The sequence below is a fragment of the Corynebacterium kalinowskii genome (assembly GCF_009734385.1).
GTDB lineage: Bacteria > Actinomycetota > Actinomycetes > Mycobacteriales > Mycobacteriaceae > Corynebacterium > Corynebacterium kalinowskii.
This window is the reverse complement of record NZ_CP046452.1, coordinates 999,583-1,024,945: the sequence shown is the minus strand read 5'-3', so window position 1 is coordinate 1,024,945 and position 25,363 is coordinate 999,583. Positions and strand designations below refer to the sequence as shown.

The following is a 25,363-nucleotide window of genomic DNA, read 5'->3' as shown; positions in this document are numbered from 1 at the left end:
GGGCTTCATGCATCGAAAATCGCGCCGGTCGCAGACTTATGCCCGCTCGACTGGGTTGCCCAGCTTACCGATGCCCGCAACCTCGATCTCGATGAAGTCGCCAGGGAACATTTCCTTGGTGCCTGCTGGGGAGCCGGTGATAACGACATCGCCAGGCAGCAGGGTCATGGACTCGGTGATCATTTCCAGGATCTCACCGAAAGTCTTGATCATCTGGTTAGAGTTGGAGTCCTGTGGCGTGGTGGTTTCGCCGTCGTGGGTCAGGTGCGCCTTGATGGAGATGTTGTCGAACTCGAACTTGGACAGGTCGGTTTCGATCCATGGGCCCATCGGTGCGAAGGTGTCGATGCCCTTCGCACGTGCCCACTGGCCGTCGGCAAACTGCAGGTCGCGGGAAGAAACATCGTTCAAGATGGTAAAGCCGAGAACGTAGTCCTGCCAATCATCAGCCTTGACGTTCTTACATGGCTTGGAAATCACCATGGCGACCTCGCCCTCGAACTCGACCTTCGTGGCGAAGTCAGGGATCTTAATAGCAGCGCCAGGACCGACAACAGCGGTCGAAGGCTTGAGGAAGATCGTTGGTGGCAACGCATCGGCGCTCTTCTGGAACACCTCCGCAACGTGGTCGGCGTAGTTGCGACCAAGGGCGACAATCTTGCCTGGCAGCATAGGGGCGAGCAGGCGCACCTCGGCAAGAGGCCACTCCTTGCCGGTAAATTGTGGAGCTTCAAATGGATGTCCGGAAATCTGCTTAGCGGTGGTTCCCTCGTCATCGATGACGCAGAAACACATTCCTTCAGGGGTGGCAATTCGTCCAATTCGCATGGTTGAATCATACACAGATCAGGGTTGCAAGCTGCTTAAGTTACCTAAGGATAATTGTTTTACTTGGCATAAATACAGCTCTGCGCAGGCCAGGGCGTCCGTCAGTGCATTGTGGGAGGGGTAATTGGGGAGATTATAACGCGCGCGGACCCGGGGCAGACGGAGATCATCACCACGCGGATAGGTACCCATTCGCTCCATGTGGCGCCGCTCCAACGCGAAGGTGTCCACGATTTCCGGTTTGAACGAACGTCCCAATTCATGGCGCAGAAAACCGAATTCGATCGCGGCGTAGTGCGCGAGCAGCACCCGGCCTGCTAGCGCCTCTTGGAACACCGGTAATACCTCTGACAATGGAGACCCAGCAGCCAGGGCGTCGTCGGTAAGCCCATGCACATTCACCGAAGAGGTGACATCGGCGGCATCGGAGAAGACAAAGTACTGGGCCTGATCGAGTTTGATCACGTCGCCATCGACGGGGACCCAGCCGATCGACAGCATCCGATCCCGGCCAGGTTTGAGGCCGGTGGTTTCGATGTCCACGGCCAGCAAGCGGAGCTCGTCGACGGGCGGGTTCGGCCGGAAGAATCTCATATGCTGCGCACCGGGAACTTGGTAGCAAGGGCAGTTTGCATCGACTTGATCACCTGGAAGGCATCCCGCAGATGCTCGCGCTCCATCTTGGAGAGCTTCGCAGGATCGACATGGTAGCTCGCCTTCTCCCCTGCCCGGATTTGATCGGCTTGCCAGCGCAAGGACATGGTGAAGAGGAACTCATAGGCGTCGACGAGATCGCTCGCCCCCTGTTCCGAAACCCCGTTGCCTGCAGAGGCCTGCAAGCGCGCGATGGTACCGACCTCCGACACACCTGCGGCCAGCGCGTAGAGGCGAGCCATTTGCACCACCGCCGCGATGCCGCCCTTCTTCACATCCAGGGTGTTGGCATACTCGCCGGAGCGGTCGAGGACAAAACCGCGGAAGAAACCGAGCGGCGGTTCGCGTCGAGAAGCCAAAGCAGCGAGGTGGGCATGCATGCGACCGGCGCCTTTCGCCATCTCGACAGCGGCGGCGTGTACCTGCTCGGCAAGCTCGAGGGAGCCATAGATGCCTCGGAAGTCGAAGAACGTCTGGGAATGCAGCAGAGCATCCGGTTCGGGAGCGGTAATCCAGGTGCGGAACGTGGAGATCCACTCGGAGACGGTCATCCGCCACTGCGGGGTCATCGCCATCATGTCGCCAGGACACAGCACCTGACCTGCCTTGTCGAGGCCCTCGCAGACATAACGGGTGAGGTTTTCGAAGTACTCGGCGTGCTGTGTCGGGTCATAGGAATCGGAAAGCACCAGGCAGTTGTCTTGATCCGAGGCCAGGCCCATGCCACGACGACCTTGGGAACCTACGACGACGAAGCAGTATGGCACGGGCGGTGCGCCAAACTTTTCCTCGCCGAGCTTGAGCAAACGCCGGGCCAGCGCATCCGCTGCGACGGTGAGCAGCGCCGTCACTTCCTCCGCGGAGGCGCCGCGTTCGATGAAGCGCACGGCCACGTCCGCCGCGTTCGAGTACACCTGCTGCAATTCCTCAGGCGAATTGCGGCGCGACAGATCGGCGGTGAGGTAGATCGGGTCGTGGCGCAGCAGGCGCATGATGTCGGCGGAGGCAATGACGCCCACGATCTTGGCATTATCGACGACCGGTAGGTGGTGAATCCCCCGCTCGGCCATCATCAGCATGGCTTCGAACGCGAGGGTATCCGGGGTGGCAAAGATCGGGTTCGGAGTCATGATCGCCGACACGGGGCGGTCAATGGATCCCCCGGCAGCAACCAGCTTGCGCAGATCGCGGTCGGTGATGATGCCCTGCAGTTCGAAATTCGGCGCAATGAGCAGCGAAGAAACGTTCACTTCCTGCATACGCGCCGCCGCGGCCTGAATCGTCTCATTGGGATCAATCTGCGCCGGATCGGTGATCATGAACTCGCCGAGCTTGGTGCGCAGCACATCGGCGCTGGAGGAATCGCGGAGCTTGGAGGCAGCCTGGCGGATGCGGGCACTCTGAGTGGAGAAATAGCTGTCCAGGATGGGATTCGCCGCCGCGAGTTCCAGGTACACCTCGCGCGGAATGCGCAGCAGTAGTGAGTCCTCTACCGCGAGCATCGTATAGAGCGAGGCGGTGTTGTCTTTGAGGGTCGAATATCCGAAGGATCGGCCAGCTTCTCGACGATCCAGCAGCACGCCATCCGCGTCGAGTACGTCCACCGCGCCGGAGCGGATGATGTGGCAGTAGTTGTTGCTGTCACCGACCTGAAAGATAAGGTCGCCCCGGCGCACATAGATCATGTCCATGCGGCCGGGCAGCGTCCGAAGAGTCGCCGAGTCAAGCTCGGAGTATGGCATGTGGTTGCTCAGGAAATTCTGGATCTCCTCAAGTTCAACGGTCATGCCATGAGACTAAACGCTCGCGGCGATTCTGTCTCCTATTTCACTCGTAATAATTTCAGTGCGGGAAATCACATCAGCCTCCACAGCCTTTTCGATCCGCTCCGCATTCGCCGCATCCCCCAGGTGGCGCAGCATCAGTGCAGCTGACAGGATTGCGGCGCTCGGATCCGCAATACCCTTGCCTGCAATGTCCGGCGCGGAACCGTGCACCGGCTCAAACATAGAGGGGTTGACGCGGGTGGCATCAATATTGCCCGATGCCGCCAGGCCAATGCCGCCCGTGACCGCACCAGCCAAGTCGGTGAGGATATCGCCGAAGAGGTTGTCGGTGACGATGACGTCGTAACGCTGCGGGTCGGTGACCATGTAGATGGTCGCGGCGTCGATGTGGTTGTAGTCCACGGTGACCTCGGGGTATTCCTTTGCCACGTCGGCCACGGTGCGCTCCCACAGGCTGCCCGCATTAACCAGCACGTTCGTCTTGTGCACCAGAGTCACGTGCTTGCGGCGGGTCATCGCGCGCTCGAACGCGTCACGCACCACGCGCTCCACGCCGAAGCGGGTGTTCTGCGAGACCTCGGAGGCTACTTCGTGCGGGGTACCCACACGCAGACCGCCACCATTACCGCAGTACAGGCCCTCGGTTCCCTCGCGGACGACCACGAAATCGATCTCACCGGGGTTCGCCAGCGGGCTTGTCGACGTCGGGTACAGCTTTGCCGGTCGGAGATTGACATGGTGGTCCAGCTTAAACCGCAGTTGCAGCAGCAGGCCACGCTCCAGGACGCCAGGAGGCACCTCACCTGGGGCGCCAATGGCCCCCAGCAGGATGGCGTCGTGTTCTTTGAGAGATTCCAGGTCCGCATCGGTGAGGAGCTCGCCGTTCTTCAGGTAGCGGCGGGCGCCGAGGTCGAATTCTGTGACTTCGATGTCGTCGCGAACCGCGCGCAACACCTTGAGCGCTTCGGCGGTGACTTCTGGGCCGATGCCGTCGCCATCAATAACAGCAAGTTTCAACATGCGGGATTCCTCTCTCATTTTGCGGGATTGTTGAGAGTGTAGCACGTCTGCACCGCTGAGCGGGTCAAAGGTTCACAATTAGGAATGAGAGAAAGACAACAAAAAAGGAAGGCCACCACTTTAGGGCAGCCTTCCTTTTCGGGGACTAATTAATCCAGGTTGAGCTGGAACTTCTTTGCACCGCCGAGGGATGCGCCGATCTCCTCGAAAAGCTCCTCTGGCACTTCCTGGTTCACGCGCAGCACGAGGATAGCGCCGTTGGACTCCTGCTCGAGGGACATAGCAGCAGCTTCAACGTTGATGTCCTGGGAACCCAGCAGGGTGCCCACCTTACCCAGTGCGCCAGGAGCGTCTGGGTAGAACAGGAACAGGTTGCGGCCGGTGGCACGCATGTCGATGCCACGACGGTTGATGCGAACGATCTTCTCCTGGCCGTCCAGTCCGGTCAGTGCGCCCACGACGGAGGCCTTGGTGCCGTCTGCCGCGAAGGTACGCACGATCAGGGAAGAACGGTGGGTCAAGGACTCAGAGGAAGAGGACACCTTGAGCTCAACGCCACGGGTTTCCGCGATCTGTGGCGCGTTCACGAAGGTGACAGGCTGATCGGTCTGGCCGGAGAACAGGCCACGCAGGGCAGCCAGGCCGAGTACCTCGGAGTTCTCGGAGGACAGCTCACCACAAGCCTCGACCTCGATGGAAACTGGTACGCCATTGAGCAGGTGACCTGCGACCAGGCCGAGCTTGCGAGCCAGTTCGAGCCAGAGGGAGACCTCTTCGCCCACGCGACCGCCGGAGACGTTCACTGCGTCAGCAACGAACTCGCCCTTCAGCGCCTTGAGGACGGAATCTGCCACGTCGGTGCCGGCGCGGTCCTGGGCTTCCACGGTGGAAGCACCAAGGTGAGGAGTAACGACAACCTCTGGACGCTTGAACAGCGGAGAGTCGGTGCAAGGCTCGGTGGCGAACACGTCGAAGCCTGCGCCACGGATCTGGCCGGACTCGATGGCGTCGCACAGTGCCTGCTCATCAACCAGGCCACCACGGGCAGCGTTGATGATGATCTGGCCCTTCTTGGACTTAGCAAGCAGCTCAGCATTGAACATGCCGGCCGTTTCCTTGGTCTTTGGCAGGTGGATGGTGACGAAGTCGGAGCGACCCATCAGGTCCTCAAGAGAGGTCAGTTCGACGCCGAGCTGAGCGGCGCGAGCTGGGTTTGCGTATGGGTCGTACGCAATGATGGTGGTCTCAAAAGCAGCAAGACGCTGGGCGAACAACTGGCCGATATGACCGAAGCCGACGATACCGATGGTCTTGCCGAAGATCTCTACACCCTTGAAGGAAGAGCGCTTCCACTCGCCTTCGCGCAGCGATGCGTCTGCCATTGGGATCTGGCGCGCGGTGGACAGCAGCAAGGAAATTGCGTGCTCACAAGCGGAGTGAATGTTAGAGGTCGGCGCGTTGCACACCATGACGCCACGCTCGGTGGCTGCCTGAATGTCAACGTTGTCCAGGCCAACACCGGCACGGCCGACGATCTTCAGCTTGGAAGCTGCAGCCAGCACCTCGGCATCGACGGTGGTAGCAGAACGCACGAGAAGCGCGTCAGCTTCTGGAACAGCGGCGAGCAATTCGGCCCGGTTTGGACCATCTACCCAACGAACTTCAACGGCATCGCCGAGCGCGTCAACGGTGGACTGCGCAAGCTTGTCGGCGATAAGTACTACAGGACGGTCATTGAGGGCCACGAAAACATCTCCTGATGATGGGATTGACCACTACGCGCAGGCACGACCGCGTCGGCGCACAGCAGGTTGGCGCCGGCACGAATGGCGACAACTGCTCCGTAGTTTAACCCCTATCCATTCTGCGCATCTGTTTACTCCACGAATATAGGGGTGCTTTTATACACATGCGTGCATAGTTACTGGTAGGTGACCAACCACGGTCGCGGCTCAGTGTCCATCGTTTCCTTGGGGGTAAACATGGGCTTGTCTTCGTCGTGGAAGTTCTTCCAGGCTAGGAAGATTCGCGGATCCAGTCCCTTGCGGATTTCATCCCACGTGCCCAATTTCTCTCCGCGCGCGCCATGACCATCGACGTGAATAATCAATGCAATCTCGTCATGGAATTGCAGCTGATCGCGGTCACGGATCATTTGCGTTTGGAACTGGTGCACGACCAAAGGCTTTTGTGACACGTCATTGTCTCGAGTGAGATCGGCGAGCCAACGCGAGACATCGTTAATTTCGCCCGCGCTCACATGACCAACATCGTGCATCGGCTTTTCCTGTCCGTAGAGCTTCCACTCCGGATCCAGCGCCAGCCCAACGTTAGGTCGCTTGAGCAGTTCCTCGTAGCGCTTGGCCTGATCCAAGAACGAGGCTCGGCCGGGCTGCAAATCGAGGATCGCATAACCACCCGCGTTCGTAATCGCGTCCACATACGGCGCCAGCTCCTCCACGGTGGATTCATTGGAATAGTCACCGTCCGCGCCCGGTTGGCTGGCTGCCACGGTGGCAATAATTTCGAAGGCCGGTACCACCGTTTCCTCGCTGTGAGCTTGATACTGCTTCGCCCGTTCCTTCACCTCCGCTACCGACGCTTCCAAAGGCTGCTCGCCGAGTTCCCCTAAAGCTGGGCCACTGGGGTGTCCGTACAGCGCCACGATGCGACGACCTGGGAATACGAGACCGCCACCACCAGGTTGCTGCGGACTGTGCGCGGCCGAGCGAATGCGGCGCGCCAGCTCGTCTGCGGTGCCAAAGGCGTCGCCAAGCGCCAGCATGGGCTGGTTCGCGAGCCCGGCCGTGGCGGTGACCGTCTCGGCGTTAAACCGCGGGTCGACATTTTCAAGGTAGGTGACATTGGCACCAAACGCCCGCGCCGTCGCTACCGCCGCAATGCTCGAATCAGCGGTGGCCAGCACCGGTGGCGCTGCTCCCCCGTCTTGCTTACTCTGCACCGGGAAGGTCTTGGCCTTCTCACCACTCGGGGCCAACGAATGGCCGGGCACCGTGAACTCGGTGGGCAAGTTGGGGTCGGTGTGAACGAGGTCCATCAGGAGATTCTGGGTCTCCCTTCGCTGAAATGCGAGCGAGGTCAACTCCCCGATGCCCTCCGCAGTGCCAGGGTCGACCACTGTTTCAATTCGCTGCAGATTCAGCGGGGTCGCGTCCCCAACCATCAAGATGTGCGTCACTCCCAGCTTGCCGAGCGCCGTCGCAACATCTGCGCTGGTCTCCGGGGTCGAGACCATCATGGGCGCGTGCGCCACAATGCTTATCGACGCCGCTCGGGCCTGCGCAGCCACACTCGGCCCAGAAATCACAGCAGTTTCAGACTTCTCGAAAATCGTCTGGGCAGCTTGAACTCCCGACTGATGCGGATCCGACAACACCTGTGGCGTTGTGCCGAACCTCGCCGCCACCGGGATGTTTTGATTGACGTTCTCCCGCACCTCAACGGGTGATTGTGGCAGCGCAGAACCGCAGCCAGTCACCAGCGTCGCAAGGGTCAACGCCCCAAACAATGTTCGAAAATTAATAGCCCTCTCCTTTCGAGATACCCCACCGACACTACAAAAATTCTGCGATGGATGTGCTCCCCGACACTGGAAAAGCAAAAAGACCGCCTCTCAAAACGAGAGACGGTCTTGGTCTTAATTGCTTAGATCAGTGGTTCCTTAACCCAGCTCATAAGCTTGCGCAGGTTAGCGCCGGTTGCTTCGATTGGGTGGTTGGCAGTTTCGGCGCGCAGACCCTCGAGCTCCTTGTTGCCGCCTTCAACGTTGGCGACGAGGCGCTTGGTGAAGGTACCGTCCTGGATGTCCTTCAGAATGTCGCGCATGGCCTGCTTGGACTCTTCGCCGATGACGCGTGGACCGGAGAGGTAGCCACCGAACTCTGCGGTGTCAGAGATGGAGTAGTTCATGGCGGTGAGGCCACCCTCGAACATGAGGTCAACGATCAGCTTCATCTCGTGCATGCACTCGAAGTAGGCCATCTCCGGCTCGTAGCCTGCTTCAACGAGGGTATCGAAACCAGCCTTGATCAGCTCTTCCGCGCCACCACACAGAACTGCCTGCTCACCGAAGAGGTCGGTCTCGGTCTCGTCCTTGAAGGTGGTCTCGATGATGCCGGCGCGGCCACCACCGATAGCGGAAGCGTAGGACAGGCACAGTGCCTTGCCCTCACCCTTTGGATCCTGGTCGATGGCGATGAGGCAAGGAACACCCTTGCCATCTTCGAACTGACGACGAACCAGGTGGCCTGGGCCCTTAGGGGCAACCATGCCGATGGTGACGTTTGCTGGCGGCGTGATCAGGTCGAAGTGGATGTTCAGACCGTGGCCGAAGAGCAGAGCGTCGCCGTCCTTCAGGTTTGGCTCGATGTCCTGGGTGAAGATCGCTGCCTGGGAGGTGTCCGGAGCCAGCAGCATGATGACGTCTGCCCATGCAGCAGCATCAGAGTTGGACTTGACGTCGAAGCCAGCCTCGCGTGCCTTGTCAGCAGAGCCGGAGCCATTGCGCAGGCCGATGCAGACCTCAACGCCAGAGTCGCGCAGGTTCTGAGCGTGAGCGTGGCCCTGGGAGCCGTAGCCAATGATGGCAACCTTGCGGCCTTGGATCAGGGTCAGGTCGCAGTTGTCGTCGTAGATCATCTCGATAGCCATTGAAAAAAGTGCCTTTCTGTTATGTGTTGTTAAAGCTTATTAGGTGCCATGGTCTTCGGGCCGCGATTCATCGCAATTTCACCCGAATGTAGGAGTTCCCGGATGCCAAACGGCTCAAGGACTTCCAGAAGTGCGCCCAGTTTGCCCGGGGTGCCGGTCGCTTCGATGACGACGGACTCCGGTGAGACATCGACCACGCGAGCGCGGAAGATGTTGGCGGCGTCCACCACATGCGGGCGACTGGTGTTGTCTGCGCTGACCTTCACCATCATGAGTGCGCGAGCGATGGTGTTTTCATCATCCAAGCGCACCACCTTGAGCACGGGTACCAGTTTGTTCAGTTGCTTAGTGATCTGCTCCACCGCAATATCATCGCCGTAGAACACTACGGTGATGCGGTTGATGCCCTCGGTTTCGGTGCGCGCGGAAGACATGGAATACATGCTGAATCCGCGGCGAGCGAACATGCCCGAGATACGGGCGATGATCGCATCTTGATCCTGGACCAGAACGCTGAGGATATGGCGGGTTCCAGATGGAGTTATCATTACTGCTCCCTTTCGATCACGTCGGCAACTTCGTTCGGGCCGTCGGCAGACTCTTCCTCAAACAGCGGCTGAAGCCCCTTGGCATACTGAATGTCCGAGTTGGAGTGACCAGCTGCGACCATCGGCCACACCTGAGCGTCCTCGCCCACGATGAAGTCAATAACTACCGGACGATCATTGATCTCACGCGCCTTCTGAATGGTCGGCAGTACGTCCTCGTCGCAGGTCACGCGGAACGCGGCGCAGCCCATGGCCTCGGCAAGCCCGACGAAATCTGGCAGGTAGTTATCGCGGTCGCCCAGGTTGGAGTTGGAGTGGCGACCGTCGTAGAACAGGGTCTGCCACTGTCGCACCATGCCCAGGTTGCCGTTGTTGATCAGCGCCACCTTGATCGGATAGCCCTCGACGGCACAGGTGACCAGTTCCTGATTAGTCATCTGGAAGCAGCCATCACCATCGATCGCCCAGACTTCCTTGTCAGGATGCGCGGCCTTTGCTCCCATTGCAGCCGGGATGGCGTATCCCATGGTGCCCAGGCCACCAGAGTTGAGCCAGGTTCGTGGGTTCTCAAAATCAAGGAACTGAGCAGACCACATTTGGTGCTGGCCAACGCCCGCACAGTAAATGGCCTCCGGGCCAACTTCCTTGGATAGGGTCTCCACCACACGCTGTGGCTCGACGATGTCTTCGCCTTGTTCCTCATAGCCGCGCGGGAAGCGCTCCACCAGGTTGTTCAAGAAGGCCCACCACTGCTTCATTTGTGGCTTTGGCAGGTTCTGCGACTGGTACGCGTCGAAAAGCGCGGTGAGCACCTCACCTGCGTCGCCCACGATCGGCACGTGCGCTTCGCGGATCTTTCCGATTTCGGCTGGGTCGATGTCCGCGTGAATGACCTTGGCGCCGGGTGCGAAGCTGTCGACGCGCCCGGTGACACGGTCGTCGAAACGTGCGCCGATGGTAATCAGCAGGTCAGCGCCCTGCATCGCGCCGACGGCTGGAACGCTGCCGTGCATGCCCGGCATACCCATGTGCTGTGGATGGGAGTCTGGGAAGGAACCCAGGGCCATGAGGGTGGTGACCACTGGGATGCCGGTGAACTCAGCAAACGCGCGCAGTTGTTCGGACGCATTTGCCTTGATTACGCCGCCACCGATGTATAGGACAGGGCGCTGAGATTCGGAGATCATCCGAACGGCTTCATCGATCTGTCGACCATGCGGGGTGGTCACTGGTCGGTAGCCAGGCAGGTTCATCACAGGCGGCCAAGAAAAGTCCATCTTGGCTTCTTGGACGTTTTTCGGCACATCCACGAGGATCGGGCCAGGGCGGCCTGACGACGCCAGATAGAACGCCTCCGCGATCGCGGCCGGAATCTCCTGGGCATCGGTGATCATGAAGTTGTGCTTGGTCACCGGAATGGTGATGCCGCGGATATCGGCCTCTTGGAACGCGTCGGTACCGAGCAGGCTCGCGCCCACCTGGCCTGTGATCGCGACGATTGGCACGGAGTCCAGCATGGCATCAGCCAGTGGGGTCACCAGGTTAGTGGCGCCTGGGCCGGAGGTGGCGATACAGACACCGACCTTGCCGGAGGCTTGTGCATAACCGGTGGCAGCATGGCCAGCACCCTGCTCATGGCGGGTGAGCACGTGGCGGACTTTGGTGGAGGAGTACAGCGGGTCGTAGAGCGGTAGCACTGCGCCGCCTGGAATACCGAACACCACATCGGCGCCCAGTTCCTCGAGAGAACGGACAATGGCTTGCGCGCCAGTCATGCGTTCTGGCTGGTGCGTTTTCACCCGCTGCGCCAGCGTCGCTGGCGACGGGGCCGAACCGGTTTTCCCTGGCTCAGTCACGAGTTGCTCCTTTGGGTATGAGGATCACAGTTACTTCGAACTTTCCGCGATCTCGTCTCGGATCCATGGGTGGCGGTCCTTGATGAGTAGTCACTTCCAGCTCAATCGGGGCTTAAATGTCAAAACCCTCGGCCAACACTGTGGTGGGTGTTGTCGAGGGCGCTTGACTGGGGACGACTTGTAGGCGTCGCTACGGCAAGCGCCGTGAACGTACGAGTACTACAAGTCGAATAATGTGCATGCCTCGATAATACACAGTGCGTTGGATATGAAAAGCAATTTTGGGAAATTCCGTTCCATTTCCACCCCCGCAAGTGTCTCACACTTTGAAACAGTTGTCCCATTTTTGCCCCCGAGAGTTACAACCCCCTCGATTTACCTGCACAAATACCCGCATGATGATCGCGGAAATAGCCCCGACTCCCACCAGATCCCCCCTCCTGCATAGAATGACCACTATGAGTTCTGAGACCGCCTCCTCGCCTAACACGCCACAAGCGCCGCAGGCAGCCACCTTCCACGCTGACCGCACTCACCTCATCGGTGCTGGTGTGATGGCGCTGATCTCCTTGCTCGTCATCGGTGCAAAGCCCCTATACCTGTTTTGGATCCTGGCTATTCCTGCGCTTTTTGCGTATTGGGTACTGAAATCTAAGACGATTGTTGACGAGAACGGAATCACCGCCCACCACGCGTTTACCGCTGCCCAAAAGGTGTCGTGGGAGGATTTTGCTGGTATTCGGTTTGGCGGCAGCAAGACCTTTGCCAGGAACTCGTCCGACAAGGAGTTCTCCCTCCCCGGGGTGTCCTTCAACTCTTTGCCTCAGCTCAGCGCCGCCTCCCAGGGGCGCATTGTTGACGTACTAACTGCCGGCCGCGAAGCCGCCGATGAAAAGGTCGTGGTTTTCTACCGCGATGGTCGACAAATCCTGAAGCATAAAGATGAGGCCTAAACCCCCTCGTGAACAAGTAAGCGAGTAGCCATGATCCCTCTCCGTTCAAAAGTAACCACCGTTGGTCGTAACGCCGCAGGTGCCCGCGCTCTCTGGCGCGCAACCGGCATGGGCGACAATGACTTTGGCAAGCCGATCATTGCTATTGCCAACTCCTACACGCAGTTCGTCCCGGGCCATGTTCATCTCAAGAACGTGGGCGAGATCGTTGCGGAGGCCATCGTGGCAGCTGGCGGCGTGGCCAAAGAGTTCCACACCATCGCTGTCGATGATGGAATCGCCATGGGACACGGTGGCATGCTGTATTCCCTGCCGTCGCGCGAAATCATCGCTGACTCGGTCGAGTACATGGTCAATGCCCACACTGCCGACGCCCTGGTCTGTATTTCTAACTGTGACAAGATCACCCCGGGCATGCTGAACGCTGCTCTGCGTCTGAACATCCCCGTAGTTTTCGTCTCCGGTGGTCCGATGGAAGCTGGCAAGGCAGTTGTTGTCGACGGCGTCGCCCACGCTCCCACCGACCTCATCACCGCGATCTCCGCGTCTGCCAATGATTCCGTGGACGAATCCGGCCTGACCGAAGTCGAGCGCTCCGCTTGCCCAACCTGTGGCTCATGCTCGGGCATGTTCACCGCAAACTCCATGAACTGCCTTACTGAGGCCCTCGGCCTTTCCCTTCCAGGCAACGGCTCCACACTGGCTACCCACGAAGCACGTCGTGCCCTGTTCGAGGAAGCCGGCCGCACCATCGTCGATCTCGCCAAGCGCTACTACGGCGAAGGCGACGAGTCCGCGCTGCCACGTAACATCGCCACCAAACATGCCTTTGAAAACGCCATGGCACTCGACATGGCCATGGGTGGCTCGACTAACACCGTGCTACACATTCTCGCGGCAGCCCAGGAAGGCGAGATTGACTTTGACCTGGCTGACATCGACATGTTGTCCAAGAAGGTCGGCTGCCTGAGCAAGGTCTCCCCTAACTCCGACTACCACATGGAAGATGTCCACCGCGCCGGCGGCATCCCCGCGATCCTCGGTGAGCTCTACCGTGGCGGACTCTTGAACGAGGATGTCCACGCCGTACACGCCCCGACGCTCAAGGAATGGCTGGAAGACTGGGACATTCGCTCCGGTAAAGCCACCGAGAAGGCTATCCAACTGTTCCACGCCGCTCCTGGCGGAGTCCGCACCACCGAGGCATTTTCCACTAATAATCAATGGGACAGCCTGGACACGGACGCTGCTAACGGCTGCATCCGCGACGTCGAGCACGCTTATACCAAGGACGGCGGACTCGCTGTTCTGCGTGGCAACATCGCTCCTGACGGCGCGATCATCAAGGCCGCTGGCGTGGATGAAGACCTCTGGCACTTCACCGGACCGGCACGCGTGGTGGAATCCCAAGAAGAGGCTGTGTCCGTCATTTTGAACAAAACGATCCAGCCCGGCGACGTCCTCGTCGTGCGCTACGAAGGCCCCTCCGGCGGCCCGGGTATGCAGGAAATGCTGCACCCGACTGCGTTCCTCAAGGGCGCCGGACTTGGCAAGAAGTGCGCACTCATCACCGATGGCCGCTTCTCGGGCGGCTCCTCAGGTCTGTCCATCGGCCACATCTCCCCTGAGGCTGCCCATGGCGGCGTCATCGGGCTGATTGAGGATGGCGACATCATCACCATCGACGTGCATGAGCGTCTGCTGCAGGTTGAAGTGAGCGAGGAGGAACTGGAGCGGCGTCGTGAAGCCATGCTCACCAGCGACAAGCCGTGGCAGCCTCGCGCCCGCCAACGTACCGTGACCCGGGCCTTGCGCGCTTACGCACAGCTAGCAACCTCTGCGGACAAGGGAGCCGTGCGCCGGGTGGACTAAAGTGGGTCACTATGATTGTGTCCCCGTCGCAAGCCGTCAGAATGGAATTGAGTCCTAAAGTTCTTTGGACCATCTGTGGAATCGCCCTCGTTTCTGGCTTCTGGCAGATCTACATGTTCTTCACAAAATGGGAATTTTTGCTGGACATGGAGGTCTACCGGGCCGGGGGGAGGGCGTTTTTGGACAATCAATCGCTGTACTTTGAGTCCTTCAACGTTCGTGGCGTCGTATTGCCGTTCATCTATCCGCCCTTCGGAGCCGCGATTCTGTCTCCGTTCGCGTTGGTAAGTAGCGAGGTAGCCGCGGCATTCGTGCTCGCCATGTCCACGGCCCTGACGTTTGTGTGCATCTATGCGATCGCACAGGCTCTCATCGCGAACCGCTTACACGCCTTCACTTTCGCGTGCGTGATGTGGCCGCTGGCACTGCTGTCAGAGCCGCACACCATGAACGCCAGCTTCGGACAGATCAATGTGCTGGTCATGGCGCTGTGTGTCCTGGATTTAGTGCCCCGTAAACGCTGGCTACCCCAAGGCACGCTGATCGGCATCGCCGCGGCCATCAAACTCACACCGGTCGCGCTCTGCCTGTTCTTCCTGCTCAGGAAGGATTTCAGGGCAATCGGGTGGGCAGTTGTTTCGGGTGTAGTGGTCACCGCGATCACCGCGTGTTTCCGTCTCACTGCCACAATCGAGTTCTACACCGACACAATTTTCAAGATGAATTCCACCAGCGAGGCAGGCGTGAGTACTGCCTACCTGACCAACCAATCAATCAAGGGGATGCTCGCGCGCTGGGCGCCATCTGAACAGGCAGCGGTGGCCCATCAAGGTTTGATTGACATCCTGTGGCTGGTGTTCGTCGTGATCGCGATCGTCGCTGTCGCGCGTCTCATGATCATGATGTTCCGCCGTGACATGATCGTGGATGCAGCCCTGGCCAACGCGGGCCTTATGCTGATCATCTCCCCGATTTCGTGGTCGCACCACTGGGTATGGATGCCGCTATTTGCCATGGTCTTGTTGTTCCGCTGGCTCACTACAGCAGGAAATCCAGTGCTGCTTGGAATCTGCGCAGGAGCCACATGGCTATTTTGCTTACAAATCAAGCCGCACTGGATTTTTGGTGATTTGAATGCTGAGATGTTCCACCTCAGCATCCTGGAAAAGCTGGTCCTCTCGGGCTATCTCTGGCTGATGGTCTTCATCGTGGTCAGCCTGTTCGTGGTGATGAGAGGAAACCCAGCTCCTAGCCGAGTGGATTAACGCCCGCGAGGAACCACCACATGGCGACGGCGCCAGCAACGCCGACGATCGCCCAAATCCACGAGGATACGAGTGGTCGCTTTGCCCAGCTGCGCGCGACATCCAAGGAGATGCGACCAGGTCCGGTGAACTGCAGCCCGAATGCGATGAGTGCGAGCAGGAACGGCAGAATGAGGCTATCGCCTGGGTTGAGCCAGCTAATTCCATCTTGCTGCGCCAGCGCGTGGACTGCGCCGAATCCAGTGACCGCGGTGGCGATCGAAGCTGCCACCGGGGTGAGCAGGCCGAGCAGCAGGAACACACCAGCCACCAGCTGCATCGTTGGCACGGCAATGGCCAGGATGTCGCCCATCGCGTAATTCGCGAACTGCTCCTTCAGACCATTAATGCCCGGCGCTCCACCGAGCTCGAAGAAGGTTTGTACAGCCATAAAGGTCAGCAACGCACCGACGCCCAGGCGAATAATCATCAAACCAAGGTCGATCGTGCCGCGTCGGGCATCTGCAGGCTTATCGACGACCGGGGCGTCATCATAATCCGTTGTCGTAGCCGGGGTTGCTGAGGTAGCAGTTGCTGAGAAAGGGTCGGACATGGCGGCAGCAGGCTGCTGATACGGCGACTCGGACACTGTCGGAGCGTCGAAAGATGCGGTCGGCTCTGGTTCATTGCTGACCTTGTACAGGTCATGGGTAGCAGTCGCATCGTTCGTGCTCACTGGCGTTGATTCAGAAACAGCTTCTGCAGCATTCGGGTCAATGTTCTTCGGCGCCGAACGGCCGTAACGCTCATAAAACTTACCTAGCCCCGAACCGCTTTTCTTCGGGTCATAGGTGGGGACATTGTCCAGACCATCAAGGTCTGCTGGTTGCATTCGGTCAGGGTGCTGATTGTTGGTCATGCCACAAGACTAGGCCAGCATCCCTCGGCAAATACCGACAAACACGGCAAAAAACCACGTCGATTCGATAACGTATCGAACTTTCTAGGACAAGTGCTGCTTTGCGGCATCCACGACGGACTGGGTGAGATCCTGCAGCATGGCCGACTGTAGACGCCAGTGCTGCCAGTAAAGAGGGACGTCGACATGCGTGCTGTCAAGCAACACCAATTCGCCGGTCTCGAGCAGCGGATCGCTCTGCAGGTCGGCAACATACGCCCAGCCTAAACCGCAGCGCACGGCTTCGAGGAAAGCCTCGGAGGATGGGATCTGACTGACGCGACGCTCGCGCGGGCGCTCCGGGAGCCGACCACGCCAGTCAGATTCCTGGATGGCATCGTTGGGGCCGTAGCGGAGCACCGGCATGTCGGCCCAGTCGATGCCTTCATCGGAGGTAAATGCATCTTTCAGGGCAGGGGTGGCCACCGGTCGGTATCGCATAGTTCCCAACTCGCGTACGTCGCACCCTGATACCGGCGTTGCCTCAGTTGTCACGGCGCCGAGACAGTCACCGCGACGCAGCAAAGTGAGCGAGTGCGCCTCATCCTCGATGCGCAGCTGCAAAGTGGCATGCTTCCACTTGGCTACGTCGGAAAACACCGACTGGAACCATGTTGCCAGGGAATCAGCGTTGATAGCTACCGACAGTGGGACTCGGGAAATACTGCGTTCCAGCGCGACGTCAGTTTCAGCTTGGAGCAGCGCCATTCGACGCGCAGCCTGCGCTAGAATTTCGCCCGCGTCGGTTGCGGCCACCGGGCTGGTGCGACGAATAAGTACCCGCCCCATGTCAGACTCCAACGCTTTGATGCGCTGGCTCACTGCGCTAGGCGTAATGCGCAAGGCGTCTGCGGCACCTTCGAAGCTGCCCTCATCCAACACGGCGAGCAACGTAGTGAGATGATTTTGGTTCATGAAGTAATACTAACGCACCTTTAGCATGTTTCGAGCGAAATCACTCTAGCGAGTTTAGGCATTTTCACTTCCAGGTAGGAAGATTACATTTGCTTAAAATGCAAAGTAGGCGACAATAGAGACCATGAGCGTTTTTGTTAGTGGTTTGATCATCGGCCTATCCCTCATTGTTGCCATCGGCCCCCAGAATGCGCTGATTATCAAGCAAGGAATCAAGCGGGAACACGTCGTTCCTATCCTCATCGTCTGCTTGCTTTCCGACGTCATCCTCATCCTGGGCGGCACCCTCGGAGTGGGAGTGCTCGTCGAAAGCGCTCCTATGTTCCTCAGCGTGCTGAAGTGGTTCGGTGCAGCGTACCTTGCGTACTTCGCCTTCACATGCTTCCGCGATGCCGCAGCCCCATCAGAGACTGGAATCGTGGCCGAAGAAAGTCCCCGGTCTCATAGTTTGGAGGGGGGCGATGTGCTGGTAAAGACCGCCCCAACACGCACCCGGAAGCGAACTTCTTGGCACCGACCAGTTCTCACGGCTCTCGCCTTTACTTGGCTGAACCCCGTGGCCTATATCGATGCTCTGGTGATGCTAGGTGGCATTGCCAATCAACATGGAGAGGTACTTCGCTGGAACTTTGCCGCCGGAGCGCTTGTTTCCAGTGCCATCTGGTTCCCCACCATTGGCTTTCTCTCCGTCAAGGGAGCGTCAATCCTGCAACGACCCGCTATTTGGCGAATTATCAATGTGGCCATTGGCTGCTTGATGATCTTCATGACCATCAAGCTGGTCCTGCACTAGCAAGTACAGGACCCACCAACGGTCTTAGTTAGCAGCGAACTTCCGGCGAGCAACAAAGCCTGCGGCCAGAACGAGCATGAGCGCAATACCTGCAAGCACACGGATAGACATGGATTCACCCGTGGCAGCCAGGACACCGCGCTTCTTCGCAGCCACTTCGCCCTGCTTCTGCTGGCTCTCAGCTGCTACGCCTCCGCGCACCTCTTGCTTGGCTACACCCTTCGTGGCTTCACCCTTAGTGGTGTCTTCCTTCTTGGTCTCGCCCTTTTGAGTCTCTTCCTTCTTGGTTTCCTCCTTCTTGGTTTCATCCTTCTTCGTCTCGTCCTTAGCAGAAGAGCCGTCAGAAGATCCGCTGGAAGAACCATTGCTATCGGAGGACAGCAAGCCACCGAATGAAAGCACAGCAAGGGTGACACCGGTCAGACCCAAGATGGTACGGGCATCAATGTTGCCCAGCAGGTTAGCGGAGGAACCGGACTCCTTCTGATCGCCCGTCTCAGTACCCTCAGTCTTAGCGGAAGACCCCGAAACAACATTATCGACCGCGGAAGATGCAGAAGAACCAGTCTCCCCCTTCGTCTCAGCACCTTCGGTGCGAGAGGAAGAACCGGAGGTGATCTTGTCCGCTACGGAGGAAGCAGAAGAACCAACTTCTGCCTTGGCTTCTCCGCCAGCCGTGTTTCCGGTGGTCGGCTGAGTCTTGTTGCTGGAGGCACCGTCGGCGATAACGGAAGCCAATGCGCTCGAACCTGAATGCGAAGACATTGCTGGAGCCTTAACCTCTACCTCAGCACCGGTCTTGCCGTCAGCAACGGCCTGCTGGGCGGCCAGTTCGGCATCGACGCGCAGCTTGAGCTGAACAAGCTTCAGCAGATCTTGAGCTTCGATAGCAGCGCGAATTTCAGCTTGCAACTCTGGAGAGAGCTTAGCGAACTGCTGCAGGGAACCCGCAATTCCCTCAATGGAGTAGGAGAAAGAAGAACCGGCAGTTTGCGCCTGGGCTGCAGGAAGCACGGACAGAGACATCGCACCTGCAACAGCCAATGCAGTAACAGAAGTAGCAAAACGCTTCATAATTTTCCTCTAATTGGTGAATTCAATGGGACATCACTGGCACGCTGTTGCGACCCAGTCGAAGGTGAAATCATTCTCACCCACAAGTATCTTTGACCAATTAAAGCACTTTGGAAACTTTAGTAACATTAGTCTCAATTGTCACACCAGTAACATTACTAACAAAGTGCAGGTGGAGGCCAGTTTTGACAGAAATAGGAAAAGCCCCCATTTGGGGGCTCTATTTGCGGGCAACCTATTGATTTGGTGTGCCGATTGACGTCGTTAAGCCGACATCGTTGCCGCCAGCGACACCCTCAAACTGCCACCCCACCACAGCGTTGCGCACCGACGCGGCCAACGGATTCGCCGGCTGCACGCAACTGATGGTGAGCAACCTACCCGGAGTTGGCTCAGCACCCCAGATTTCGGAATTGTCCGCCAGTGTTTCCTTCTGCGGGGCATGAAAATCGGTGGCTCGATAGACCAACCACTTACCCTCCGAGGCTACGGTGCGAATGTATAGCTTCGCCCCTTCTTGCACAGTCTGACGGTCGTTCTTGCCGTCGTAGAGATTGTTGAAAACTGCGGGCACTCCGGCACCTGTGTGGCCAGCGACGACAACGAGGTCATTAGCATCGGTGCCAGGCAGTACATACGGCATGTCCGGACTGGTGTACACGCAGGCGTTGCTCATCGACTTCGGATCGATCGCCCCGTTCTTCACCCGGCACGGCTCTTCATCAAAGGATGCCCGGATGTCTACGTCAGGAATAACGATCTCCAGCGCCGCGCTTGGATTGATGTGCGCGATGTCCTCGGTCTGCACAGCGCCAGACGACACCTCTGGTGGGATCTCCGCCTTCGGCGAACACCCCACTAAAGCTACGGCGCACATGGCAGCGAGAAAACGCTTCACACCTGGTTCCTTTCGCGTGGCGATCAGCCTACTTACACTTCTGTGCGATCAGCTTGTTCACCGTGGCCGGATCAGCCTTGCCGCGGGTCGCCTTCATCACGGCACCGACAATGGCGCCGCCAGCTTTAGCGTTGCCGGCCTTGATCTTTTCCACGACGTCTGGGTTCGCCGCCAGGGCCTCGTCCACAGCCTTCTCGATCGCGCCGTCATCCTGCATCACTTCAAGGCCACGCTTCGCGACGACCTCGTCAACGTCACCTTCACCAGCAAGCACACCGTCGATTGCCTGACGGCCGAGCTTGTTCGTGAGTTTGCCTTCCTTAATCAAGGCAACAACCCGGGCCACGTGTGCTGGGGTGACAGCCAGGGCATCGAGCTCGGTATCAGCTTCCTTGGCCTTCTGGGACAGGTAGGAAACCCACCAAGAGCGAGCCTCGTCAGGGGTGGTGCCTTCTTCCACGGTCTGGATGATGAGATCCAGTGCGCCAGCGTTCACCAAGTCACGCATTTCGGCGTCGGAAAGCTGCCATTCCTCCTGGATGCGAGCCTTGCGTACCCACGGCAGCTCGGGAAGCGTGGCGCGGATTTCTTCCACCCATTCGCGTGGCGCGATCACTGGTGGCAGGTCAGGATCGTTGAAGTAGCGGTAATCTTCCGCGGTTTCCTTCGGGCGTCCCTTGGAGGTCGAGCCGTCGGTCTCCTGGTAGTGGCGGGTTTCCTGATCGATGGTGCCACCTGCCTCGAGCACAGCAGCTTGACGCATCATTTCGTAACGCACCGCCTGCTCAACGGACTTGATGGAGTTAATGTTCTTCGTTTCAGTACGGGTACCGAATTCGACAGTGCCCACTGGGCGCAAGGACAGGTTAGAGTCCACGCGCATAGAACCCTGGTCCATGCGAGCGTCGGAAACGCCGAGCGCCTTCACCAGGTCACGCAGCGCGGACACATACGCGCGAGCAACCTCTGGGGCACGCTCCCCTGCGCCTTCGATCGGCTTGGTTACGATTTCGATCAGGGGGACGCCTGCGCGGTTGGCGTCGACAAGCGAGGAGGTCGCGCCGGAAATGCGGCCGTCAGCGCCACCGAGGTGGGTGAGCTTGGCGGTATCTTCCTCCATGTGTGCGCGCTCGATCTCGATGCGCCAGGTCTCGCCGTCATCAAGGACGACATCCAAGTAGCCGTCATACGCGATGGGCTCGTCGTACTGGGAGATCTGGTAGTTCTTCGGCTGATCTGGGTAGAAGTAATTCTTACGCGCGAAGCGGGAGGATTCCGCAATGGAGCAATTCAGCGCGAGGCCGATCTTGATCGCCCACTCGACACCTTTTTCGTTTACCACCGGCAGTGCGCCCGGAAGTCCGAGGCTCACGGGATCGACGTTGGTATTAGGGTCTGCGCCAAAGTGCGCGGAGCTGGCGGAAAACATCTTGGTTTCCGTGGCCAACTCGACGTGAACTTCCATGCCCATAACCGGGTCATACTTGGTCAGTACTTCGTCGAAATCCATCAGGTCAGTCATGGTTATCTAGTGTACTAAGTTCCGTGGCTCGGGTTGCGTTTGGGACCGTCGTGCCACGTTTTCTGGGTGACCACGAGAAAATAAAAAGCGCCACAGGTCCGAACAACCTGTAGCGCTGGTGAAACGCGAAAACTAGCCGAAGAGTGCGCAGGCGGTTTCGTAGCGCTGCAGCGGAACCTGCTTGAGGGTGCCGACTGCCTCTTGGAGGTCGATGAGCTCGATGTGCTCGCCGTGCAGAGCCACGCACTTGCCGCGTTCACCGCGGTGAACTGCGCGAGCTGCCTGCACACCGTAGCGGGTCGCCAGGACGCGGTCGAAAGCAGTAGGGGTACCGCCACGCTGGATGTGGCCGAGCACCGTGGTGCGAACATCGTGGCCAAGACGCTTGTGGATTTCATCCGCAATGACTTGGCCGATGCCGTTGAACGTCTTGTGGCCGAATTCGTCCTCGCTACCGAGGTCGAAGTCCATGGTGCCTTCTTCCGGCAGGGCGCCTTCAGCGACCACGATGATGCCGTACTTCTCACCCATCTGGAAACGACGTTCCATTTGCTTGGAGATGGCCTCAATATTGAATGGCACCTCTGGGATCACGATGTGGTGCGCACCGCCGGCCATGCCCGCGTGCAGAGCGATCCAACCCACGTGGCGACCCATAACTTCCACGATCATCACGCGGTTGTGGGATTCAGCTGTGGTGTGCAGGCGATCGATGGCGTCGGTAGCAACGGCCACTGCGGTGTCGAAGCCAAAGGTGTAATCGGTGCCGTTGACGTCGTTGTCGATGGTCTTTGGCACGCCGATAACAGGGATTCCGTTGTCAGCCAGCCACTGTGCACCCTTCAAGGTGCCTTCGCCGCCGATTGCGATCAGGGCGTCGACTCCGGCATCGGCCAGGTTCGCTTTGATGGTGTCCAGGCCGGCCTTGAACTTGTCTGGGTGAAGGCGACCGGTGCCGAGGATGGTGCCGCCCTTGAGCAGAATCTTGTCAATGTCTGCGTCGTCATACAGCTGTACGCGGCGGTCTTCCATCAAACCAACCCAGCCGTCTTCGTAGCCAATGACGTTGGAGCCGAATTCAGATGAGCAGGTGCGGACGATACCGCGGATAACAGCATTGAGTCCAGGGCAATCGCCACCGGAGGTGAGAGTCGCAATACGCATGGGCTCTATAGTAGTCAGCTCCTAGCTAGCTGTCCGTATGAAGGGGCTGCGCTCGGAACCGCGAGACGCTGATAAAGCCGGCACACAGCACCAGCAACGGAACGATCATGGACAAGCCCATGGCGTTGGCCACACTGGTGTGCTGCACGAATACTTGCATCGCGGCACCGATGGCTGCCGAGCCCACCACCGCTCCGACCTGCCGGGAGGTGTTGTACACCCCGGACGCCGCACCGAGCTTATCGACGTCCATATCCCGCATCGTGGTCGTCGCATTCGGCGACCACACGAAGGCATTTCCCACGCCGAGCAACGCGGAGCCAAGCAGCATCCATCCCACTGGCACACTGTCGCGCATGATCACTACGAGGCTCAGCATTGCCACGACCATCATGCCGAAACCGAACATGGAAAGGACCCGCGGGTGCAGTCGGTCGGCCATGCGCCCGACGAAGGGAGCGAACACACCAGAAATCACTGCCATTGGCACGAGCATCAGCCCGGCGGCTTCGGCAGACAATCCCCTACCTTCCTGCAGGTAAAGCATGATCGGGAGCATCGTACCGGCGACGGCGAAACCCATGGTGGAGATGGAAAACGAACCATGGGAGAAATTAGAGTTGCTGAAAACCGCCAGTGGTAGGAGCGGGTGCTCGGCCCGGGTTTGCAGCCAGAGGAACACTCCGATCAATGCTAGTCCGGCAAGCAGCCCCAAGAAGAGCCACCACGCCCAGCCGAAATTAGGCCCCTCTTGCAGCGAGAAGACGACGAGGAACATCGCTGGGATGACGGTGAGGACGCTGAAGACGTCGACACGCGCTGCGGTGGCCCCCAGGTCCGGCACCCACGCGAGCACCATGAGAATGCAGACTATTCCCACTGGCACATTGATGAAAAAGATCCATTGCCAGCCGACGGTTCCCACGATGAGGCCGCCCAGCACGGGACCGGCCAGAGAAGCAAGTCCGGCGACAGCGCCCCATACGCCCATCGCAGCACCGCGCTTTTCGCGCGGGAAAATGCGGTTGATGACGCTCATCGATTGCGGAGTCAGCATTGAGGCACCGAGCCCCTGCACCAGTCGCGCAGCGATAAGCCACCCAATGCTCGGCGCGAGACCACATGCGAGCGAGCTCAGGGTGAACACCACCATGCCCGCCACATACATATTGCGCTGGCCAAACCGATCTCCCAGCCGGCCCGTCACCAGCAGCGGCACCGCGTAGGCGAGCAGATAGATAGAAGTCACCCACACGACCGAGCCCAAGTCGGCACCGAGTTCCGCTTGCAGGGCTGGGGTCGCTACGGCCACGATCGTCTGATCGAGCAGGATCATGAAAAAGCCCGTACACAGCGCGGTCAAGGCCTTCCAGGGATTGGTTTGAGTCACCGGCCAAGACTACTACGCGGGCTCTTTATAGTGCGGCAGTACCTTGTAGCCCTTCCAGATCGCCCACATCGAGATCGGTGCCCAGAACACAAACAATGCCACTGCCAGCCAATAGATGGTGTGAAACTTCAGCGCAAGCGTGGTGAGCGACAGCCCAATGGGTGAAACAAACAGATTGATAGCGGTGAACAAGGAGAAGGCTCGGCCACGGACTTGCTCGCTGGTGACCTCAGTGATGGTCAAGGTATGCACCGGCCCAAACAATCCGCTGGCCAAACCTGCGGCTGCCATTCCCAACAGCACTGCCCATTGGTTGGACAAGAACGCTGTGCCAAAGAATGCGAGCGAAAACAGGGCCATAGACAGGCCCCACACGCGGCGTCGATAAGCGGTGCCCAACCAACCCACCAGCCCGCCCGCCACGATCATGCCCACCGCAAAGGCCGACATCGCGAGCCCGAGCATGAGGGGCTTATCGACGCTCTCGAAGTGCGCCGGCAGCAGCACCAGCAACAACGGGCTGACCATGAGCCCCGAAGTAAGCGCGACCCAGACAAACAGCTTGATCTCCGGGCGCTGAACAATGCTGCCCCACGCCCGCCAACCGCGGAAGACATCTTCTGTCGGATCGACCGCCGCGTGGGTGATTCGCAGCAGCATGGTGAAAGCGGCGGCGAGGAACGAACACGCAGCGGTAATCCACAACACGAGCTCGATCGAAACCAGGGACATCAGTACGCCCGCCAGCGCCGGACCAAGCAAGAAAGTGATGCCGGTCAAGGCCTGCAGGGCCGCGGAGAGTTTGTCCACCGTGACACCCGAAGTTCGCGAAACGTCGGTGATTAGTGCGTTGCGCGCCGCCATTCCGGGGACATCACCCACCGCACCGATGATGCCCAACGCGATGAACCATCCCAAGGTGGCGCCGAAATTTTGATCGACGAGGATCAACGCCGCCACTGACGCGCCGGAGATCAAATCGGACAGAATGGAAACCGGCTTGCGACCCACTTTGTCTACCAGCTGACCGCCAACGATCGCGATGATCAGGCTCGGAATCGCCACCGCCGTGGCCACGATGCCTGCTGCTGCGGGATCCCCGGTCCGGTTCAGCACCAGCCATGGCCAGGCAATGTGCGATACGGCATTACCCAGCATTGACGCACCCGCAGAGGCCAGGTAAATGCCCGAAACGATTCTCATAAGTCCAGTATGC

21 protein-coding genes are annotated in these 25,363 nt (G+C 59.1%); 4 read left to right on the top strand and 17 right to left on the bottom strand.

Going from position 1 to position 25,363, the window contains the following annotated elements; translation table 11 throughout:
• Positions 1-36: 36 nt before the first annotated feature.
• The 9 genes from CKALI_RS04765 to CKALI_RS04725 all read right to left on the bottom strand — a co-directional run bounded on the left by CKALI_RS04765 (position 37) and on the right by CKALI_RS04725 (position 11,283).
• Positions 37-828, bottom strand: coding sequence for a fumarylacetoacetate hydrolase family protein (locus CKALI_RS04765; protein WP_156192222.1), 792 nt, complete (start codon positions 826-828; stop codon positions 37-39).
• A gap of 18 nt (positions 829-846) precedes the next feature.
• Positions 847-1,371 (bottom strand): 3'-5' exonuclease, encoded by a 525-nt coding sequence (locus CKALI_RS04760; RefSeq protein WP_326519813.1) that lies wholly within the window; start codon positions 1,369-1,371, stop codon positions 847-849.
• Between the two features lie 47 nt (positions 1,372-1,418).
• Positions 1,419-3,269 (bottom strand): putative nucleotidyltransferase substrate binding domain-containing protein, encoded by a 1,851-nt coding sequence (locus tag CKALI_RS04755; RefSeq protein WP_156192220.1) that lies wholly within the window; start codon positions 3,267-3,269, stop codon positions 1,419-1,421.
• A gap of 9 nt (positions 3,270-3,278) precedes the next feature.
• Positions 3,279-4,286 (bottom strand): 3-isopropylmalate dehydrogenase, encoded by a 1,008-nt coding sequence (locus CKALI_RS04750; protein WP_156193658.1) that lies wholly within the window; start codon positions 4,284-4,286, stop codon positions 3,279-3,281.
• A gap of 152 nt (positions 4,287-4,438) precedes the next feature.
• Positions 4,439-6,034 (bottom strand): phosphoglycerate dehydrogenase, encoded by a 1,596-nt coding sequence (gene serA / locus CKALI_RS04745; protein ID WP_156192219.1) that lies wholly within the window; start codon positions 6,032-6,034, stop codon positions 4,439-4,441.
• Positions 6,035-6,210: 176 nt separating this feature from the next.
• Positions 6,211-7,806 carry an MBL fold metallo-hydrolase gene (locus CKALI_RS04740; protein WP_231580534.1) on the bottom strand — a complete coding sequence of 532 codons (1,596 nt, stop codon included), beginning with the start codon at positions 7,804-7,806 and terminating at the stop codon, positions 6,211-6,213.
• A 149-nt stretch (positions 7,807-7,955) separates the two neighbouring features.
• Positions 7,956-8,960, bottom strand: coding sequence for a ketol-acid reductoisomerase (gene ilvC / locus CKALI_RS04735; protein WP_156192218.1), 1,005 nt, complete (start codon positions 8,958-8,960; stop codon positions 7,956-7,958).
• Positions 8,961-8,989: 29 nt separating this feature from the next.
• A complete protein-coding gene (ilvN, locus tag CKALI_RS04730; protein WP_156192217.1) occupies positions 8,990-9,508 on the bottom strand; it encodes an acetolactate synthase small subunit in 519 nt (172 codons plus the stop codon).
• Complete coding sequence (locus tag CKALI_RS04725) at positions 9,508-11,283, bottom strand: acetolactate synthase large subunit (protein WP_231580554.1); 1,776 nt, start codon at positions 11,281-11,283, stop codon at positions 9,508-9,510. Before CKALI_RS04725 ends, ilvN begins: the two co-directional genes overlap by 1 nt.
• A gap of 539 nt (positions 11,284-11,822) precedes the next feature.
• On the opposite strand from CKALI_RS04725, the gene CKALI_RS04720 reads away from it, so the two are divergent.
• The 3 genes from CKALI_RS04720 to CKALI_RS04710 are packed head-to-tail and all read left to right on the top strand — an operon-like array spanning position 11,823 to position 15,454.
• Positions 11,823-12,317, top strand: a complete 495-nt coding sequence (locus CKALI_RS04720; RefSeq protein ID WP_231580533.1) for a PH domain-containing protein — start codon at positions 11,823-11,825, stop codon at positions 12,315-12,317.
• Between the two features lie 30 nt (positions 12,318-12,347).
• Entirely contained in the window at positions 12,348-14,189 is a 1,842-nt protein-coding gene (gene ilvD, locus CKALI_RS04715; protein ID WP_156192214.1) for a dihydroxy-acid dehydratase, read from the top strand.
• 11 nt (positions 14,190-14,200) lie between these two features.
• On the top strand, positions 14,201-15,454 hold the full coding sequence (locus CKALI_RS04710) for a glycosyltransferase family 87 protein (protein WP_156192213.1): 1,254 nt from the start codon (positions 14,201-14,203) through the stop codon (positions 15,452-15,454).
• Here the strand turns inward: CKALI_RS04710 and CKALI_RS04705 are convergent.
• Positions 15,438-16,352: a DoxX family protein gene (locus CKALI_RS04705; RefSeq protein WP_156192212.1), complete on the bottom strand. Its 915-nt coding sequence runs from the start codon at positions 16,350-16,352 to the stop codon at positions 15,438-15,440. The two genes, CKALI_RS04710 and CKALI_RS04705, sit on opposite strands and share 17 nt — an antisense overlap.
• 84 nt (positions 16,353-16,436) lie before the next feature.
• A complete protein-coding gene (locus tag CKALI_RS04700; RefSeq protein WP_156192211.1) occupies positions 16,437-17,306 on the bottom strand; it encodes a LysR family transcriptional regulator ArgP in 870 nt (289 codons plus the stop codon).
• Between the two features lie 124 nt (positions 17,307-17,430).
• Between CKALI_RS04700 and CKALI_RS04695 the strand changes: the two genes are divergently transcribed.
• Positions 17,431-18,099, top strand: coding sequence for a LysE/ArgO family amino acid transporter (locus CKALI_RS04695; protein WP_156192210.1), 669 nt, complete (start codon positions 17,431-17,433; stop codon positions 18,097-18,099).
• A 24-nt stretch (positions 18,100-18,123) separates the two neighbouring features.
• Here CKALI_RS04695 and CKALI_RS04690 read toward each other — a convergent pair whose 3' ends face one another.
• The 6 genes from CKALI_RS04690 to CKALI_RS04665 all read right to left on the bottom strand — a co-directional run bounded on the left by CKALI_RS04690 (position 18,124) and on the right by CKALI_RS04665 (position 25,350).
• A complete protein-coding gene (locus tag CKALI_RS04690; RefSeq protein ID WP_156192209.1) occupies positions 18,124-19,173 on the bottom strand; it encodes an LPXTG cell wall anchor domain-containing protein in 1,050 nt (349 codons plus the stop codon).
• A 235-nt stretch (positions 19,174-19,408) separates the two neighbouring features.
• Positions 19,409-20,071: a sortase family protein gene (locus CKALI_RS04685; protein ID WP_231580532.1), complete on the bottom strand. Its 663-nt coding sequence runs from the start codon at positions 20,069-20,071 to the stop codon at positions 19,409-19,411.
• Between the two features lie 28 nt (positions 20,072-20,099).
• Positions 20,100-21,593 carry an Asp-tRNA(Asn)/Glu-tRNA(Gln) amidotransferase subunit GatB gene (gene gatB, locus CKALI_RS04680; protein WP_156192208.1) on the bottom strand — a complete coding sequence of 498 codons (1,494 nt, stop codon included), beginning with the start codon at positions 21,591-21,593 and terminating at the stop codon, positions 20,100-20,102.
• A gap of 132 nt (positions 21,594-21,725) precedes the next feature.
• Complete coding sequence (locus tag CKALI_RS04675) at positions 21,726-22,757, bottom strand: 6-phosphofructokinase (RefSeq protein WP_156192207.1); 1,032 nt, start codon at positions 22,755-22,757, stop codon at positions 21,726-21,728.
• A gap of 25 nt (positions 22,758-22,782) precedes the next feature.
• Positions 22,783-24,147: a DHA2 family efflux MFS transporter permease subunit gene (locus tag CKALI_RS04670; RefSeq protein ID WP_231580531.1), complete on the bottom strand. Its 1,365-nt coding sequence runs from the start codon at positions 24,145-24,147 to the stop codon at positions 22,783-22,785.
• Between the two features lie 12 nt (positions 24,148-24,159).
• Positions 24,160-25,350 carry an MFS transporter gene (locus CKALI_RS04665; protein ID WP_156192206.1) on the bottom strand — a complete coding sequence of 397 codons (1,191 nt, stop codon included), beginning with the start codon at positions 25,348-25,350 and terminating at the stop codon, positions 24,160-24,162.
• Positions 25,351-25,363: the final 13 nt, after the last annotated feature.